This window comes from Nocardia brasiliensis IFM 10847 (genome assembly GCF_000710915.1).
In the GTDB taxonomy this organism is placed as follows: domain Bacteria; phylum Actinomycetota; class Actinomycetes; order Mycobacteriales; family Mycobacteriaceae; genus Nocardia; species Nocardia brasiliensis_A.
Window position 1 is genome coordinate 1 of record NZ_BAUA01000070.1, and the last position, 15,825, is coordinate 15,825.

18 protein-coding genes are annotated in these 15,825 nt (G+C 69.5%); 6 read left to right on the forward strand and 12 right to left on the reverse strand.

The window, feature by feature from the left end:
- Nucleotides 1-343: 343 nt before the first annotated feature.
- The gene (locus NBRGI_RS14655) at nucleotides 344-1,006 is read right to left on the reverse strand and encodes a hypothetical protein (RefSeq protein WP_029896550.1); all 663 of its coding nucleotides are present in this window, start codon (nucleotides 1,004-1,006) and stop codon (nucleotides 344-346) included.
- 153 nt (nucleotides 1,007-1,159) lie between these two features.
- Between NBRGI_RS14655 and NBRGI_RS14660 the strand changes: the two genes are divergently transcribed.
- Nucleotides 1,160-1,525 (forward strand): hypothetical protein, encoded by a 366-nt coding sequence (locus tag NBRGI_RS14660; protein WP_029896551.1) that lies wholly within the window; start codon nucleotides 1,160-1,162, stop codon nucleotides 1,523-1,525.
- Between the two features lie 71 nt (nucleotides 1,526-1,596).
- Nucleotides 1,597-1,782, forward strand: a complete 186-nt coding sequence (locus NBRGI_RS14665) for a DUF6011 domain-containing protein (protein ID WP_029896553.1) — start codon at nucleotides 1,597-1,599, stop codon at nucleotides 1,780-1,782.
- A 77-nt stretch (nucleotides 1,783-1,859) separates the two neighbouring features.
- On the opposite strand, the gene NBRGI_RS14670 is transcribed toward NBRGI_RS14665, so the two are convergent.
- From NBRGI_RS14670 to NBRGI_RS14725, 11 genes are read right to left on the reverse strand one after another with little or no spacing between them, the layout of a single operon-like run.
- Nucleotides 1,860-2,159, reverse strand: a complete 300-nt coding sequence (locus tag NBRGI_RS14670; protein ID WP_029896555.1) for a hypothetical protein — start codon at nucleotides 2,157-2,159, stop codon at nucleotides 1,860-1,862.
- Complete coding sequence (locus tag NBRGI_RS47445) at nucleotides 2,156-4,837, reverse strand: RRQRL motif-containing zinc-binding protein (protein ID WP_148310815.1); 2,682 nt, start codon at nucleotides 4,835-4,837, stop codon at nucleotides 2,156-2,158. Before NBRGI_RS47445 ends, NBRGI_RS14670 begins: the two co-directional genes overlap by 4 nt.
- A 10-nt stretch (nucleotides 4,838-4,847) precedes the next feature.
- Nucleotides 4,848-7,832: a toprim domain-containing protein gene (locus NBRGI_RS45180; RefSeq protein WP_051727770.1), complete on the reverse strand. Its 2,985-nt coding sequence runs from the start codon at nucleotides 7,830-7,832 to the stop codon at nucleotides 4,848-4,850.
- Nucleotides 7,829-8,632 (reverse strand): DUF4913 domain-containing protein, encoded by an 804-nt coding sequence (locus NBRGI_RS45185; protein ID WP_051727771.1) that lies wholly within the window; start codon nucleotides 8,630-8,632, stop codon nucleotides 7,829-7,831. Before NBRGI_RS45185 ends, NBRGI_RS45180 begins: the two co-directional genes overlap by 4 nt.
- A complete protein-coding gene (locus NBRGI_RS14695) occupies nucleotides 8,629-10,515 on the reverse strand; it encodes a type IV secretory system conjugative DNA transfer family protein (RefSeq protein ID WP_051727772.1) in 1,887 nt (628 codons plus the stop codon). The genes NBRGI_RS45185 and NBRGI_RS14695 overlap by 4 nt, the downstream gene beginning before the upstream one ends.
- Complete coding sequence (locus tag NBRGI_RS14700) at nucleotides 10,500-10,754, reverse strand: hypothetical protein (protein ID WP_036559146.1); 255 nt, start codon at nucleotides 10,752-10,754, stop codon at nucleotides 10,500-10,502. Before NBRGI_RS14700 ends, NBRGI_RS14695 begins: the two co-directional genes overlap by 16 nt.
- A 5-nt stretch (nucleotides 10,755-10,759) precedes the next feature.
- Nucleotides 10,760-11,083 carry a WhiB family transcriptional regulator gene (locus NBRGI_RS14705; protein ID WP_029896566.1) on the reverse strand — a complete coding sequence of 108 codons (324 nt, stop codon included), beginning with the start codon at nucleotides 11,081-11,083 and terminating at the stop codon, nucleotides 10,760-10,762.
- Nucleotides 11,080-11,331: a hypothetical protein gene (locus tag NBRGI_RS14710; RefSeq protein ID WP_148310816.1), complete on the reverse strand. Its 252-nt coding sequence runs from the start codon at nucleotides 11,329-11,331 to the stop codon at nucleotides 11,080-11,082. The genes NBRGI_RS14705 and NBRGI_RS14710 overlap by 4 nt, the downstream gene beginning before the upstream one ends.
- Nucleotides 11,328-11,624: a hypothetical protein gene (locus tag NBRGI_RS14715; RefSeq protein WP_148310817.1), complete on the reverse strand. Its 297-nt coding sequence runs from the start codon at nucleotides 11,622-11,624 to the stop codon at nucleotides 11,328-11,330. Before NBRGI_RS14715 ends, NBRGI_RS14710 begins: the two co-directional genes overlap by 4 nt.
- A gap of 5 nt (nucleotides 11,625-11,629) precedes the next feature.
- Complete coding sequence (locus tag NBRGI_RS14720; protein WP_081878069.1) at nucleotides 11,630-11,935, reverse strand: hypothetical protein; 306 nt, start codon at nucleotides 11,933-11,935, stop codon at nucleotides 11,630-11,632.
- The gene (locus NBRGI_RS14725; RefSeq protein WP_235210954.1) at nucleotides 11,932-12,258 is read right to left on the reverse strand and encodes a hypothetical protein; all 327 of its coding nucleotides are present in this window, start codon (nucleotides 12,256-12,258) and stop codon (nucleotides 11,932-11,934) included. The genes NBRGI_RS14720 and NBRGI_RS14725 overlap by 4 nt, the downstream gene beginning before the upstream one ends.
- Before the next feature lie 107 nt (nucleotides 12,259-12,365).
- Here NBRGI_RS14725 and NBRGI_RS45190 point away from each other — a divergent pair, with 107 nt between their 5' ends.
- From NBRGI_RS45190 to NBRGI_RS14750, 4 genes are all read left to right on the forward strand, one after another.
- Nucleotides 12,366-13,217 (forward strand): GntR family transcriptional regulator, encoded by an 852-nt coding sequence (locus tag NBRGI_RS45190; protein ID WP_051727774.1) that lies wholly within the window; start codon nucleotides 12,366-12,368, stop codon nucleotides 13,215-13,217.
- Nucleotides 13,217-13,444 carry a hypothetical protein gene (locus NBRGI_RS14735; RefSeq protein ID WP_029896579.1) on the forward strand — a complete coding sequence of 76 codons (228 nt, stop codon included), beginning with the start codon at nucleotides 13,217-13,219 and terminating at the stop codon, nucleotides 13,442-13,444. Before NBRGI_RS45190 ends, NBRGI_RS14735 begins: the two co-directional genes overlap by 1 nt.
- A gap of 41 nt (nucleotides 13,445-13,485) precedes the next feature.
- On the forward strand, nucleotides 13,486-14,142 hold the full coding sequence (locus NBRGI_RS14740; RefSeq protein WP_036559115.1) for a hypothetical protein: 657 nt from the start codon (nucleotides 13,486-13,488) through the stop codon (nucleotides 14,140-14,142).
- Nucleotides 14,143-15,445: 1,303 nt separating this feature from the next.
- Entirely contained in the window at nucleotides 15,446-15,820 is a 375-nt protein-coding gene (locus NBRGI_RS14750; RefSeq protein ID WP_029896585.1) for a hypothetical protein, read from the forward strand.
- The last annotated feature ends 5 nt before the right edge of the window (nucleotides 15,821-15,825 follow it).

Sequence of the window (15,825 nt, forward strand, 5' to 3'; positions counted from 1 at the left end):
CAGTACCTGGCGCTGCAGCAACCCCAGACCTCGAGACATCCTCCGAGTGTCCCGCAGAACCGACTTAAGCGCATCCACCTGTGGTGGTTTTAGGGGCATGACCTGGGAAAACGATGTGCTCAAATGGTGAAGACGGAACAAGGTCCTCCCCAATTACTCCGGCTTCTTGCGCTCGAGCTCGTCGCAAGAAAGGAGGAGGGTATGACCGACGAGACCGGCAAGAGACAGCGTTCGGTGCGCAGGTGGGCACCTATCGTCACCGCCATCGCTTCGATCGCTCGGATCCTCATCGAGCTGCTGAAGTAGCTGTGTGTCTGGCTGCCCGCCCCTGCTGACTACAGGCTCAGGGGCGGGCAGCGAGCACGGTGGGGATTCGGGTCGTCGCGGTGATCCACGCCGCGGCGGATGGGTCGATCCAGGCGACGACTTGCTCCACGTCGGCCAGGAGCGCGACATGGTTGCAGGCGTGGACCGGCTCGTGGTGTGCGACCCGGTTGCGCAGCTCGTGCAGCCGGGTGATGGGGTCGTAGACCGTCGCGCGGTTCTGGGGCCTCAGATGCGGAAACGCACGCCGGTAGGCCTGCGCCCACAGGGTGGCCTGGTAGGTATTGGCCAGGGTGTATCGCCAGAACCCGAACATCAGCTCGGCCACGACCTTGCCATGAACTTCCGGGATGGCCCCGCTCAGAGTGGCTCGGGAACGAGCGCTCCGGATCTGCTTCACCAGCTGGGCGTTGCTTCGCCACGGCATCCCAGGATCGACGTACCAGTCACCATTGCCACCGTGCACACGCTGGTGGAACACCACCAGCTGGGCGTCGAGCGCATTGCGCAGTACGACCTCGAACGCGCCCAGCGTCTCGTGCCAGGCGCCGGCGATGAGCTGGTTCCACTCGTACAACCGCTCCCCCGCCGCGTCTGAGCCCGCCAGCTGTGTGTAGCGGTCGAACCGGCCCGGGGACAAGAACCGCCGCAAATCTGCGGCTGACCATCCAACAGGTGTCACGATCGCCGAGGCTATACTGGGTGGCAGAAAACCCCGGAACGATCCCTACCGGCTGCTTCGGCAGTCAGGCACATCGCCGGGGTTCCTTTCTGTTCGGAGGTAGTCGAACACGGATTTCGCCCGAGAACGCGCCGTAAACGCGAGGATGGCCGGGTGAGCATCAACGAACCTGCTGTCGGGAGTGCAATCCCGAAGCTGGACGGGCCCGTCGGCTACACCCTGGCCGTGCTGGTCGACGCCGACGCTGACCAGATAGTCACCGTGACGGTGCAGGGCCTGGCCGTTCCGCGCGTGGGCGAGCGGCTCAACTTCGACCTCGCCGGACAGCAGATGTCGGTCAAGATCGTCGACGTCGCGCACTGGTTCTTCGAGCCCCGAGACGACCCGAACCACCGCGAGATCATCGTCACCGCACAACCGCTCGACGTCGACCAGGCCGTCGCGCGCCAGCTGCTCGACCCGGAAACGCTGGCGCAGTGGTGCGCCCGACTCGCCACCGTCACGCCGACCACCACCTGACACGCGGCTTCCTGTCGGTGCTCGATGCGACACTCCGGGTATTGCGTGCTCTGTCTCGGAGGTGAAGTCGCATGGCCGGAAACTCTGGTGACCGTGCGGAAGTCAGGCTCGTGGCGCACTGCCGCCGCTGCCACGGCTGGCTGCTGTCGACGAAGTCGATCGCCGAGGGCATCGGCCCGACCTGCGCGATGCGTGAGCGTGCCGAACAAGCCGCGGCGGCCGCGGCCGAGCTGACACTGTTCGACCTCGCAGCCTGAGAATATAGCTGGGCCCTCACCCGAGTAACGGTCGGGTGAGGGCCCCAGTCTTCGTGTGCGCGGCTACCGCGCTCCAGTCACAGCTCCTCTATGCAGGTCGTCGCGTCGGCGAAATACCGCACCGCCCCAGAGCTGGTGACCCGCCTGCGCCACTCCCCTATCCGGGCGTACCCGGCCGAGGCCAGCGCCTGGTCGAGCGCTTCGAGGCTCGCGTCGACCGTAGGGTCCAGACGTACCGATTCCCACCATGATTCGACCGCCCGGCCGTGGCAGGCGCCCGTACCGGTGTCGTAGTAGACCTCGCAGCTGTAGAGGTCGGCGGCGGAGTCGCCGGCGTCGAGTCGGGCGATGACGTAGAGGTCGATCAGCTCGGTCATCGCCCGACCTCGGGGGTGTGGATCTGGCGGCGACCGGCCGGTGACCGCGTCGGAGCTGGGGCAGGTGAGCTGGTCTGGGACTGCTCGGCGCGCACCGACTTGCCCGTGCGTGGTGCGCGGCCACTGCGGACCGAGGCGGTGGCCTGGCGCTGGGCGAGGCGGTCGTCGCGCTGGGCTACGACCGCTTCGATGCGGGCTTCCCAGGCCGTGCTGCGCTCGTGCGCTCGGCGACCGAGCTGCCCCGCCTGCCTACCGATGGTGTTGACGTGCGCGCGGATCTCGTTCTGCTGGGCCTCCTCGGCGCCAGCGATGCCGATCCTGCCGGTGAGGACATCGCGCTGCTGCATGAACCGGCGCCGCGCCGCATCCACGCCCTCGGTGGCGCCCATAGCCACCGAGAGGACCGTCTCGCCCAGGTCGGCGACCGCTGACCGCACCGCCGAGGTCTGCTGCTCGGTGGCGGTCACACCGGTGACGCCGGTGGCGTCGATCTGCTGCGTGATCGACTCGGTGAACGTCTCCCGGAGCGAGGCGGCCGACCTGATCGTGCGCAGGTGGTCGAGCTCGGATTTGGTGCGCTCGTCGGCGAACATCAGCTCCGGTGTCTGGTCCTCACGCCGGATCCGGCCGAGGTCGATGTCGTCGAGCACCGCGGTGAGCTGTGCCCGCTCGATCGGGGCCAGGCCTCTGCCGTCGACGGCGATGGCGCGCAGCTCCTCGCGTGCGGCCGCCATCCGGGGGATGCGGTCGCCGATCTCGTCGCTGATCCCGATCTGGTCGCGCTCGTGGAATTCGTCCTCGACGAGGAAGTCGGCCTCCATGGCCTGCTCCTCGGCGTCTATGACGTAGGAGGAGATCTTCTCGGCCAGCTGCTCGCGGTCGATGTAGTCGGGCCAGGGGTCCAGCTCCGGACGCTCCCCCGCCTTGAGCGCGAGCCCGATCGCGCGCACGGTCTGTTGATCCGCCGCCGTCATCACCTTCAGCTCCTCGGTGATGATCGTCCCCGACATCTCCTTGGCAGCGAACCGGCCCAGCAGAGCGCCGATCCGGCCGCGGGCCTCCTCACCTGGGTCGACCACCACCGGAGTGGCGAGCAGATCCAGGTCGGCGGTGTCGCCGCGCAGGTAGTCGACGGTGAAATCGACGATGGCCCGGTCGGACTCGCTGAGCTTTGCCTGGTCGAGAGCGACGGTGAGCTGAGCACGGCGTGCCTGCTCGGTGTCGAGGTGGCCGTGCGGGTCGGCCGGGTCGATCCCCTGCTCGCCGGACCAGTGCTGCAACGCCTCCTCCACCGCGGGCTTGGCTCCCGGGCTGATCGGTGCCGCAGCGAGCATGCCGATCGCGGCTCGCTCGCGCGCCCACAGCGCCGCCGCGTCAGAGAAGGCCTGCCGGGCATCGGCGTCGTGGCCGCCGTCGATGGTGACCTTCATGGCCTGCGGGTCGATGATCACGCCCCACTCGTGGGCGTAGGAGGCGATGAGCTGATCAGCGCGCTCGGCCGCGAGCGGGGACTGCTCCCGCCAGGTGAGCGCGTCGGCCAGCATCATCGACACCGAATCGGGGTTCTGCCAAGGGATCTGGGTCATGCGCTCCTCGGCCGCGGTCCGGGCGGCGAAGTATGTGGGCGGGAGCTCTTCGCCGGCGGCAGCCTCCAACTGCCGAAGGTTGGCGCGGGCGCGGTTGACCGCGACCAGGGCGTGGAGCTGGGCGCGACGCTGGCCGTGCCCGACCGGCTCGGGCTGCCCCTCACGGTCGATACGCGCGTACCAGCCGTCCCAGTGGTTCGCGCCCTCGATCTCGCTTCGGTGGGTACGCAGGTGGTCGAGCAGGGCGCCGCGGGCGGCGTCGATCTCGGCGGGGTCGGCGCCGGCGACGGCGTTCTCGAAGTCGATCTCGAGCTGGTAGGCGAGCTCCTCAGCGGCCTCGAAGTCGGGGACTCCGGCTTCGGGTTCGGTGTTCACCGGGTGGCCGAACAGGGTCTTACCCTCGACCAGCGCGTGGACGGTCGCGGCCATGTCCGCCGGGATCTGTCCGGCCGCCGCGAGCTGGTCGACCTCGGTGGTGATCGCGTCGATCTCGGCGTCTGCTTCGGCGTCGAGGACCGCGTACGCCGCGCTCCAGGTCTGGTCGCGTCCCAGGACCTCACGGTGAGCGCGCAGGTGCTCGTGGAACTGCGTGCCTGCGTGGGTGACGGCGGGGCTGGGCTCGCGGTCGACGGTGCGGCCGTCGGTCGGCCAGGTCGCCAGATCAGCGGCCAGGGCCTCCTCGAAGGCCTTCTCCAGCTGGAGGGCCTGGTCGTGGGCGGTGGTGACGGTCATGGTGTTTTCCTCCTGGTGGGTGGTGGTCCAGGCCGGTCCGGGATCACCGGTCTGGGTCAGGTCGGCCTCGGTGAGGCCGCGGCGTTGCGCGGCGCGCAGCTTGCGGGCGCGGACGGCTTTGGCGACTGCTTCGAGCTGGGCGGGGGTGGCCTCACGCTTGGGCGGGGCCACCGTGGAGTCGAAGAGCGCGGCCCAGATCCGGCGGGCCTTACCGCGGCGGGTGGTCTGGCGGACCATGACCGCGACTGGCTGGGCGCCGCCGGGGGCGAGGCCGGCGGCGCGGAGCTGGCGGCGGGTCATCAGGTGAGGCGGAGCAGCCCGCCACGGGTAGGTGTCGGGCTGCTCGTCGTGCGTGGTCATCGCCGAAACCTCACCGGCCCAGGCCCTTTTCGGGGCCCTTGCCGGGGCGGCCGCGGTGGTGGGTGCGCGAGACGCCCACACCCGGCGAGGTCCGGCGGGTGCCACCGCGGGCGTTGCGCACCGCCGCGCTCGGCGGCCGTGCGCGTCCGGCATCGGCGGCCATGCGCTGGGCGACCGAGTCCTCGCTCACCCCGGTCGCGCGCACGTCCTTTTCCAGGTCGGCGCGACGTTCGGGGCTGTCGTAGTCCGGGCCCGCCGCACCGGCGGCCGCGCCGGCGACCGAGCGGGCCACCACGACCGCGTCGCGGCGCTCGGCCCACCGGTCGGCGATGCGCTGGGCGGCCTTGCCCGCACTGGCCGACTCCCCCGCCGCGTAGTCGAGGTGGTGGGCGATCTTGTTGCGCAACGGCTCCGAGACACCGACGGCGGCGAGCTTGGCGCCGAGCTGCTGATCCAGGCCCAGGCGCTCGTAATCGGGCAGGGTGCCATGGCCGCGGCCCAGCTCGGTCTGGGCGTCCATCACCCGACCGAGCTCGGTGCGGACGCGGCGCGCGGTGCCCTCGGGCGCCTGATTCGAGGTGAGGATCTGCTCGGCCTGGCGGCGGTGGGCGTAGCTGGTGTCGCGGGCGATCCCGGTGGCGCGGTCGGCGTCGACGGCGGCCGCGGACCGATCGTCGACGAACAGCATGTCCGGGGTCTGGGTCTTGCCCGCTTCGATGTCGCGCAGGACCGCACCGATCTGGTCGCGTTCGTAGGTGTGCAGGCCCTTGCCGGACTTGATGGCCTTGGTGATGGCCGAGCGGTGTTTGGCGGCCTGGCGCATCAGCCCGGCCGCGGTCGCGTCGTCGAGATCGGCGGCCTTCCCTGCGGCGAGCTCGGCCTGCGGGGCGAGGGTGGCGTACATGCGGATCTTGGTCGCCAGCTCGTCGCGGTCGACGTGGTCGGGCCACAGCGGCGGGAACTCCTCGGTCGGGGCCTTGTGGATGGCGCGGCCGCGGTCGCGGGCAGCTTCCTGGTCCTCCGGCGTCATCACCGCGATGGCCTCGGACAGCTGGGTGCGGATCGACTCGGTCGAGACACCATGGGCGACCCGGTCCTGATAGCGGCGCAGCAGGTCGTCCACGCGCGGCTTGACCTCCTCGCCGTGGTCGACGAGTGCTTCGGGCAGGCGCCGCAGCTCGGCGGTGGGCTGCACCGCGCGGGTCTCGGCGAGATCGGCCATCGGCACCACATCCCCCGGACGGCCGAGGTAGACGGCGACGAAACGGGCCTCGGTGCGCACCTTCTCCGGGATGCCCTTGGCCTCCATGACCTTGGTGAGCTCGGTCAGGGCCCGCGCGCTGGGGTGGGCGCGCCAGGTCTCGATCGCCGCGTACAGCTCGGCTTTGCGGTCCTCGTCGACTCCGGTGTTCGCGACGAGCTCCACCATCCGCTTCTGCGCGGTGACCAGGCGGGCCGCAGCCGCGCGGTCGGATTCGGCACCCATGAGCGCACCGGCCAGATCCGGGGTGACACCGGAGACGACCTCACCGGTGACCGGGTCGATCCGAACACCGAAGCGCTGGTTCACCTGGGCGCTGAGCTGGGTCATCACCTGGGCGGCGACCTGCGAGTCGTCGCGCCACGCGGCCGCGTCGACGATGGCCTCGGCCAGCTGGGTACGGCTGGCGTTGTCGAGGCCGGCGTCGGCGAGCTTGCGCAGCCGCACTTCCACCGCCTTCTGCTCGGCGGCGTGACGGACAGCGAGCTCCTCGGCTTCCCGCTCGGACTTCTCGCGGGCGACCCGCTCGGCGTGGGCGCGCTTTTCGGCCTGCTTGCGGGCGATCTCGGTCAGCTGCTGCATGAACAGCCGCATGAACGTCGACCAGTGCGCGCCGATGGAATCGACCTCGTCGGAGTGGGTCTGGGGGATCTCGCCGGAGGGGGCGAGCAGGTATTCGGGCACGGGGGCTCCTTCAGGGGTGAGAGACGGAGCAGCCGAGACGGTGGAGGTCTCGGCTGCGGGAGTGGAAACGGCCTGCGCTGCAACAGCGGTCGGGCCGTGGGTGTAGGGGTCCAGATGCGGGATCGGGACCAGCTCGCTGATGTCGTGGCCGCACATCAAGTGGTCGGTGAGGTCCTTGCCGGTGGCGGCCTGAACGACCCGCACCCGCCCGACCAGGCCCTCCAGGGTTGAGAGCACCCGGTCGGCGCGCCGGTATCCGGCGGTGTCGTGGTCGGCGACGATCACGACCGTGCCCGCACCGCGCAGCCACTTCGAGTGCTCCGGGCCCCAGACCATCGCGCCGCCGGCATTGGTGGTCGCGGTCAGCCCAGCCAAAGCGGCTGCTTTGGCGTCTTTCTCGCCTTCGACGATGTAGATGACGCCGCCGTCGGCGATGGTGTCGAGGACCTGCGGCAGCTGGAACGGGATCGGCTCGAACCCGCCCTTCTCCATCACCCCGGCCTCGGTGTTCCAGCGGCGCTGGGTGAACTCCTTGTCGCGGCCGTGCTCGAACCGGGCTTCCTTGCGGACGACCTCACCGGCGACGGTGCCGTCGGCCCGCAGGTACGGGTAGGCCTCGACGGTCTTCCACGCCGAGGTCTGGCGCCCCAGATCCGGGCGGCCGGGCTGCTTGGGCGGCAGCCCCGCGGCTTCGAGCGCCTTGTCCGATCGGGAGGCCGGCCGCTGGACCGGGCGGGGCCGATATGCGCTACGGCCCCGCCCAGCGGCGCGGTCGGGGCGCCGATCGAACATGTCCTTGACCTCGAGCGACAGCGCCTCGAGGACGATCTCGTTCTCGCACCCGGCGAAGCAGCGCACCACGGTGCGCTGCTGCTCGCGGTCGTACTTGACCCCCAGCGACGGCTTGTGGGCGCGGCCGTCGCCTTCGTGGCTGGGGCAGCAGTACTTGAGCCAGTCCCCGGAGGGCTTGCCCTCACCGACCGTGGATTCCAGTGCGGCGGTGATCTTCTCCCACGACCCCAGCTGCGGGCGGGTCTGCTGGGCAGTCATTCGCCGAACTCATCGATCGCGACCACCACGCGGCCCCGGCCGGTCGACGGCGGCGGCAGGTACAGCCCCGACGCCGTCATGCCCGGCTCCGGACCGTCGTGGGCGTGCCCGTCCTGGAACCAGCCCTGCGGGGCGGGGACCGTGGGCAGGCGCTTCATCGTGGTGTTGTGGCCCTCGGTGACGCTGCAGTACTTGAAGACGCCCTCGATATCGAACAGCGCGGCCATCAGCGGATCGGCGAACTGGGTCCACCACGCCGCCATCTCCGAGCCCTCGCCCAGGCGCATCTGCTCGAACGCCGTCCACAGCGCGTCCAGGCGGCCCACCGCCTCGCCGTGGTCCCACCACTGCGGGCACCAGCGGATCTTGGACTCGGTGCCACGCCGGGACACCTCACGCCGGTACATGTTCGCGACGTACTGCTCGACGAACAGATCCAGACGCTCGAACCGCAGCTTCCGCGGCTCCTCCTCCGGCTCGACGGCCACGGCGGCCGCGGGCTCCGGTTCCGGCTGTGCCGGGGCGGCGATCGCCGCGGCGGCGTCGGGATTGACCGCGGCCTCGGCCTCCAGCAGTGCGGTCTCGCGCATCGTCGCGACGACGTCGTCGGTGAGGAAGTCGGTGACCGCACCGGCGGCGATCTCCTTCGCGGCAGCGGTGACCTGCGAGTTGACCGCCTTGCGTACCGCCGCCGACAGCGACTCGGTCAGGTCGACCCCACCGAGCACCGCGGCGGCCTCGGTAGCGGCCGGGTCAGCGATTTCGGTGCTCTCGGTGGTGTTTTCGGTCGTGGTGGTCATGCGGACTTTCCTTCCTGGTCGGGGTTGGGGACGGCGAACAGCACCGGCCGCGGGGCCTGCGCTGCGGTGGCGATGGCGTCGAGGGCGGCCCGGATCCGGGGCGCATACGGCCGGGCCATCCAGGGCACGGTGGCGCCGAGCATCGGCTTGTGCCCGGAGATGAAGACCACGACCCGGCCCTTGGGCAGGGCGGCGAGATCGCTGGCATGGAGGGTGACTTCGCTGGTGCGTGAGGTCGAGACCGACTGCGAGCGCGAGTTCGGCCCCTGGCCCTTGGACTTGCTGACCGAGGTGGTCAGCTCGTAGTGCGGGCCGATCAGCTCGGAGCGGTCACGCAGGAATCCGGCGTCGTCGAGACCGGCACCGAGCACCTTGATGTTGGCCGCCGACCACAGCGCGGTCATGCCCTCCGGGCCCCAGCAGCGCACGCCCTGGGCCCAGGACTGCAGCACGGTCATCACGACGATGCCGCGAGATCCGAAGTGGGAGTACTGCTTGGGCAGGTCCCGCCACTTGACGATGTTGGCGGCCTCATCGAGCACCACCAGCAGCGGAACCGGCATCCGGCCGCCCGGGTAGCGGGTGCCCAGATCGGCGCCGGCGAAGGTGATGGCCTCACACAGCGCCGCCACCAGCGGGCCGCCCGAGCCGGGGCCTTCCTTGCTCAGCGGGTAGAGGGTGTCGCGGGAGCGCACGAAGTCGGCGACCTTGAACTCGCGGCGCGGGCGCTCCTTCTTGGTCGGCGGGCACACCCACGGCGCGATGTGGGCGTACTGCAGGCAGCCCGCCATCTTCTTCGCCGTGGAGAAGATGCCGCTGCGTTGCTTGTCGGGCGCGTTGTACTGGTCCGAGAGCGCACCGGCGACCAGCTCGTAGCCGCCGGAGGCCACGATGTCGATCGGCTCCTGGTCGGTGTGCTTGGTCACCCACGCGAACACCTGCGTGATCGGGCGTTTGGCCAGCGCGGCCGCCAGGATCAGCCCGGCCAGCAGGCCCTCACCCTCGGGGTCGAAGAACGCATCCCGGCTGTCGGCGTCCCCGCCGGAAGCGAAGTGCGCGGCCAGCATCGCCGCCCGCACCTGGGCGCCGCGGCCGCCGTCGTCCCCGGCGACCCACGCGATCGGGTCCCAGAACCAGGTGCACTCCTCCTCGGCCACGCCCTGCGGGTCGAACACGTGGGTCTCGCCGCGCTCGGAGCGGATCTCACGGGTCGCATCGACCACGTCGCGCTTGTTCGACGTCGCCACGACCGCACCGATGGCCTCGATGACCGCCGGGATCACCCGCGAGGTCGACTTGCCCGAGCGGGGACCCCAGATGTCGAGGTGCAGGTCCTCATACGAGCCGTAGATGGTCGCGCCGTCGACGACGTTGCGCGCCACCATCACACCGGGGGCGTCGTCGACGTCCATCTGCACGCCCAGCTGGGTGGCCTTCTTCAGGATCGCGTTGCGGTGCAGGTCGGCCAGCTCGCGACCGTCGGCCATGTAGCGGGCCTGGGCGTCGATCTCCTGCGCGGCGATCTTGGCCTCGCGGCGGGCTTCCTTGCGCTCGCCGCGACGCTGGGCCAGCTGAGAGCACTTGCGGCACGCTGCCCGCCAGCCCCACACCGACCCGGCCGCGCCCGCGGCGACAGCGGCGGCGAGGGTGACCGCACCGCCGGTGGCCGCACCGGTCCAGTGCAGCTGCCCGGTCGCGAGGTTGATCGCCAGCGCGATCGGGTTCCACGGGACTTCCTGCTGCACATCGGCATACAGGGCCTCACCGAGGGTGATGCTGGTCCTGGTCGCGATCGTGAGACCACCCACGGCGGACACGGCAATCAGCTCCTTGCACTCGTCGAACGTCGAACTGGTTCCGGGGTCTTTCACGCGGCGGTCCATGCCGCACCTCCTAGGTCGGCCCACACGACGCGGGTGGCGCCGTCGTGGCCGTGGATGGTCTGGATGTCGTCGATGCAGTCGGCGGTGACGGTCGTGCGCAGCGGGCCGCGCCAGCGCATCGAGACCGTCCCGTCGGGCCACACCACGCCGTCGGCGACATGACCGGCACCGGAGAACCCCGTGACGTCGCGGTCCCGGACGAGACGGAAAACCCGCACGTAGCCAGCGGTGTCGGTCATGGCCATCACGCGACCGCGATCTGGTCTCGGTCACCGGCGGCGATCGCGGCCAGCTCGTGGACGGCGGCCTTGCGTGCCGCGGCGTAGCGCCTGGCCGCCGGAGGCGGGGTCAGCACGCCGGCCACGACGGCCTCGGTGATCAGACGGGCCTCGACCAGCGGGCCCGCCCAGCTCGCGCACTGGCGCAGCAGCGGGCACGACCCGCACACGCCGCGGGCCCGCGACAAGGTCACCTCGTCGGTCGGCTCGGGAAAGAACACGTTCGTCGGCACGGTGCGGCACGCCCGCTTGGCCGAAAACACCGGGTCCAGCGCGGTTTCGGTGCTCATCGCTGCGCACCGCCGTCCTGGCAGAACGCCGCGCACACCGGCACCGTGGAAGTCACCGGCACCGTGGAAACCTGCACCGGCTCGGTCGGGTACCGGTGGCTCGGGAACGCCAAGACCACCGCGACCATGACCAGCAGCGCCAGCACGATCACCGCGCCGAAGAGAGCGGCCATCGCGGCGACCGGGTTGCCGCTGCCCGCACCGGGACCGACCGGGACGTAGATGTCGACGTAGCGGGTGCGCATCACGCCTGCACCTCCCGCACCCGGGCGACCAGCTTCGGGTCGGTCACCAGGGCGTAGAGCTTCGGATCGGCCAGACGGTCGGCGTCGATGCGCTGGGTCCGCGCCGAGGTGATCCGCGCGCCGTCACGCATGACCACCCGGTAGGTGATCTCGCAGCGGCTGCGGCCCTTCAAATCGGTCGTGGGCGTGGCGATGTCGGTGACCAGCAGCACCCGGGCGCCGTCGCGGTAGATGTCGGTGTAGAGGTCCCCGACGGCGAGCTGCACGCCCTTGGCGGTGGTGTACGTGGTGGCCATCGCGATCACGCCCCCACCCGCATGGCCAGGTAGCCCAGCGCCTCAGCGGTGGTCAGGCCCAGCGAGGAGGCCCAGCGTTCGACCTCGGGCTTGTCCGGCGCGATGGCGATCTTCATCGCCGCGCGCGCCTGGTCCTGGGTCAGGTGACGACCGGGCAGATAGTCGACGACCCAGCGGTCCCCGCCCATCGCATCGGCGTGGTGCTCGGTCGCCTCGCTGACCATGTGCCCGTCGGCGATGTACACCGCGGGGATAGTGGGAGCTGCTGCGCGACGCCAGATGTCGCGCGACCAGGTGGAAGGGATGTTCATCGGTTCCACTCCGCCCGCTCGGCGGCGGTCATCGGCCACTCCGACTGCTGCACCCGGACCACCGCGTCCAGCGCGTCCAGGCCCAGGGCGCGGGCGTGCATCGCGATCAACTTCCAGACCATCGCGACGTTGGCGTTGTCCTCCCACAGGAGCGGACCCCACTGGTCGACGATCTCGGCGATCGCGAGGCCGGCCACCGCCTGCGGGGCCGTGACCAGCTGCTGCGGCAGCAGCGAGAGCCGGTACATGCCCCGCTCGCGCTCACAGGCGACGTGCTCGGTGCGAGTGGCGACGAGCCACTGCCCATCTCGATGGATTGTCATTTGAGTCCCCTTCTCTGACGTTACTGTCATGTTCGTCAGGTCTGTATAGACTGTAATGACAAAGTCTCAGACATGGCAATAGGCTTGTCTTGTCTGTCCTTACAGAGATGATGGAGACCATGAGCACGCGACCGAGATGGAAGATCGTCTACGACGACCTCCGCGAGCAGATCACCAGCGGCGGGATTCAGCCTGGCGAGAGAATCCCGACCGAGCTCGACCTGGCCGAGCGATACAGCTTCAGCCGACCGACGGTCCGCCAAGCGATCTTGCGTCTCGAGCAGGAGGGCATGGTCAGCGCGGCCGTCGCGGGGATCGGGCGCACCGTCCGCAGCCGCGACCTCATCACCTGGCATCTCACGAAGTTCGAGTTGGGCGCCTACTCCGACGACCCGGTCAACATGGTTGATCAGTGGGAAGCCGACGCTCACGCCGACGGCTGGCAGACCCGCCAAGTCGTCGCCGGCGTCACCGAACTGCCCGCTACCTCGCAGGTCGCGCGCTACCTCCAGTGCAAGCCCGGCACGCTACTGCTGCGTCGGCGTCGTCTGCGCTTCGTCACGAAACCTCAAGTGCCAGAGCAGCTGGCGATGATCGCTGACACCTGGACGCCGCTCGATATCGCGAACATGGAGATCGACGGCATTGCTCCACTTCGCGCGGAAAGCAACGTGGTCTATCCCGGCGGCATCTATCGCGCCTTGGGATTCCGTCAGGTGCAGTTCTCCGACGAAATCACCGTCCGCATGCCCGAGCCCGACGAGGCCGAGCTGCTCGACCAGCAGCCCGGCACGCCTGTAGGCCAGCACGCTCGTGTCGGTATCGACGCGAGCGGTCGGCGAGTCCGAGTGCTGCTCAGCGTCTTTTCCGGCGACGCCTTGCGGCTCAAATACGACCTCTACGTCCCTGAGAACCGCCCAGCCACCAACGGCAACTACCGACCCGAGAGGACCATCTGATGTCCACTGAGCCCCAACCGCATGACCCGACCGGCGAGGCCGCGATCTGGGACCGAGCCGCCGAGCTCGTCATGAAGTTGCGTAACCCGGAACTGTCGACCGACTGGAACGCAGCGCTGGAGCAGGCAGCTCGTGCGCTGAGCGACGAGTCCCGCGGCATCCGACAGGCCAACGGGATGTACTACCGCGTCATCAGCGGTAGCGCACACCCCGACTTCGACGACTAAACGCCACCCCGGATGCCGCTGACCCTCGATGAAAGGACGCCATGACCGACCAAGTCTGGTACGCCGCCTACGGCTCCAACCTGCACGCGCAGAGACTGGCGTACTACATCGAGGGCGGTTCCCCGCCCGGAACCAACCACGTCTATCCCGGATTCCGTGACAAGACACCGCCTTTGGAGACTCAGCCACTGGTGATGCCCGGCAGCATCTACTTCGCATGGGAAAGCCCGGTGTGGACCGGTGGCGTTGCTTTCTACGCACCCGACCACCAGCGACCCGATTGGCCCGAGGGCGCCGCGATGCTGGGGTACCGGCTGACTCACGGCCAGTTCTCGGACCTGCTGACCCAAGAGATGTACCGGACTCCCAAGCTCGACCTCGACCTCAGCGAGGTCCTCGACACCGGCCGATGCCGACTCGGCCCTGGTCGGTACGAAACGCTCGTAAAGGCCGGCGAGATCGATGGCGTCCCGGTACTCACCTTCACTTCGCCCTGGGACGTACACAGCGTCGAATTGCGCCGCCCTTCAGCGCGATACCTACAGATGATCAGCACCGGACTACACGAGTCCCACGGGTGGACCGCACCCCAGATCGCACGCTACCTGCTCGAACGTCCCGGCATTCGTGGTGAGTGGGAGCAGGCGGAGTTGGCGACGCTCGTCTCTACGGTGGTCGCCTCACCGCCCGCTGAGTAATCGGTACACCGGATCGAAACGGCGTGTCGCGGTTTCGATCCGGCTGGAATGTACTAGTACTGGTAGCTATGCCGCAGCCCCGCAGACTCCCGCCGACGAAACCGGTCGGCACAAACCTCAGTTTCGAGGTCTGTGACGCCCTGGAGGCCGCCGTAATCAAGCGCGGCCTCAGCAAACGAGCGTTGTTCGAGATCGCCTTGAGACGCGAGCTCGGACTCCCCGACTACCCCGGCGACAACCCCGGACAGGAGGAACTCCCGATCTCGGCATAGCCGAGGACTCCGCAGCCAGATCGCGGATGACCCCATAAACGCAGAAGGCCCCCGGTTGCAGCCGGGGGCGCTTCTAGGCCCTGAAGGACCACGCTTTGTCGAGCGGTCTTAAGGGTAGCCCAGCACGTCGTGCGCAACAAAGCATCGGCGGCCGTTCGATCGGTCACGATTCTGTTTACGCGCGGCGCGGGCTACCTTCACGCATTTCAGGAGGCTGTAGTGCCTCCCCCCGCCGTCGCAGGTACGTGCCTGTCACGGCGGCTTCGCTGTTCCCACTGCCACCCCTGCGGCTTGAGCTCGACGACGACGCCTACGACAAAGTCCCAGGGTGCTGGTGGTCGAGGCTGCGGTGGACAGCCCACAACCTCGCGCTCTACGACACCCACTACACCGCGCTGAGAGCTGCCGGACGGTGTGAATCGGTGGGCCGCAAGACCTTCCTGGCCTACCTCCATGGCGAGTCCGCTGGCGCCGACTACAGCACCGGTCGCAACTCGCGGGTTACCGTGCGCCAGCTCCAAACTCTCACCCGCCGAAGTGAATCCACTGTGCACCGCTGCAGGCGGCTCGTGGCCGTCCTCGAGACCCGCACGGTCGTGTTCCGCGGCCGCCAGCGCACCAAGCTCGAACGGCTCGACTCATGGCGCCGCAACGACCGCAGCCGAGGCTGGGCGGCAGTCTCGGCCCTGCACGAATCCCGGCTCTTCCCTGTGGATAACGACCTCGTGCAAGCACACGTCGAATCCCTCCGCCACCAGGGTTTTGGCACCCCACCAGGGCGTAGCACTGGTAACCGGATTATCTCCCATTCCAGCGTGGTTACTCCCAACAAGAACGGGATGGAAAGACGCGCTCCGCGCGGCCAGGACAAGAGAAGGGCTCGCCGGGCGCCCCGGGCATACGATCCCAGAGCCCTGCTGCTGGCCTCCAGATGCCGCGCAGACGAACGATTCCCGCTCTGGCTACGTCAGGCAGGCCGCCAGGGGCTGGCGGCCGTGCTGACGCGTCGAGCCGTCGAGGGTGGGTGGACCGTGGACGACGTCGTGGCCGCCCTGGACCAGGTCTATCTGTCCGGGCGCCGGATCTACAACCAGCCCCGTGACCCGTATGCCTACCTGGCGTGGCTGCTCAAGCCCGTGCCCGTCGACGAGCCGCCCATGCTGCTCGACCGGGCCCGCGAGGTCGCCCTCGACCTCGAGCAGCGCGCCGAGGCGCGGGCCGAATGGGACCGGCGCCGGGCCGCGGCGATGGCGAAAGTCCCTGCCGCACCGGACTCCCCCGCCCGGCACGCAGCGCTGGCGGCCGCGGCCGAGGCCGGCCAGCGGGCAGTCGGCGCGGCTGCGGCATCCCGCGCGGCCGCCGACCAGGCACGGCGCGAGATCGCCCGGTTGGCCCGCGATAGCTGAGCTCA

What these genes read in the sequence shown, in the direction of transcription:
- NBRGI_RS45180 (WP_051727770.1), bottom strand. Translation starts at nt 7,832, where the DNA reads ATGACTGCCCAGCAGACCCGCCCGCAGCTGGGGTCGTGGGAGAAGATC.
- NBRGI_RS14700 (WP_036559146.1), bottom strand. Translation starts at nt 10,754, where the DNA reads ATGACCGACACCGCTGGCTACGTGCGGGTTTTCCGTCTCGTCCGGGAC.
- NBRGI_RS14725 (WP_235210954.1), bottom strand. Translation starts at nt 12,258, where the DNA reads ATGACAATCCATCGAGATGGGCAGTGGCTCGTCGCCACTCGCACCGAG.
- NBRGI_RS14715 (WP_148310817.1), bottom strand. Translation starts at nt 11,624, where the DNA reads ATGGCCACCACGTACACCACCGCCAAGGGCGTGCAGCTCGCCGTCGGG.
- NBRGI_RS14665 (WP_029896553.1), top strand. Translation starts at nt 1,597, where the DNA reads ATGGCCGGAAACTCTGGTGACCGTGCGGAAGTCAGGCTCGTGGCGCAC.
- NBRGI_RS14695 (WP_051727772.1), bottom strand. Translation starts at nt 10,515, where the DNA reads ATGGACCGCCGCGTGAAAGACCCCGGAACCAGTTCGACGTTCGACGAG.
- NBRGI_RS14670 (WP_029896555.1), bottom strand. Translation starts at nt 2,159, where the DNA reads ATGACCGAGCTGATCGACCTCTACGTCATCGCCCGACTCGACGCCGGC.
- NBRGI_RS47445 (WP_148310815.1), bottom strand. Translation starts at nt 4,837, where the DNA reads ATGACCACGCACGACGAGCAGCCCGACACCTACCCGTGGCGGGCTGCT.
- NBRGI_RS14735 (WP_029896579.1), top strand. Translation starts at nt 13,217, where the DNA reads ATGTCCACTGAGCCCCAACCGCATGACCCGACCGGCGAGGCCGCGATC.
- NBRGI_RS14705 (WP_029896566.1), bottom strand. Translation starts at nt 11,083, where the DNA reads ATGAGCACCGAAACCGCGCTGGACCCGGTGTTTTCGGCCAAGCGGGCG.
- NBRGI_RS45190 (WP_051727774.1), top strand. Translation starts at nt 12,366, where the DNA reads ATGATGGAGACCATGAGCACGCGACCGAGATGGAAGATCGTCTACGAC.
- NBRGI_RS14740 (WP_036559115.1), top strand. Translation starts at nt 13,486, where the DNA reads ATGACCGACCAAGTCTGGTACGCCGCCTACGGCTCCAACCTGCACGCG.
- NBRGI_RS14720 (WP_081878069.1), bottom strand. Translation starts at nt 11,935, where the DNA reads ATGAACATCCCTTCCACCTGGTCGCGCGACATCTGGCGTCGCGCAGCA.
- NBRGI_RS45185 (WP_051727771.1), bottom strand. Translation starts at nt 8,632, where the DNA reads ATGACCACCACGACCGAAAACACCACCGAGAGCACCGAAATCGCTGAC.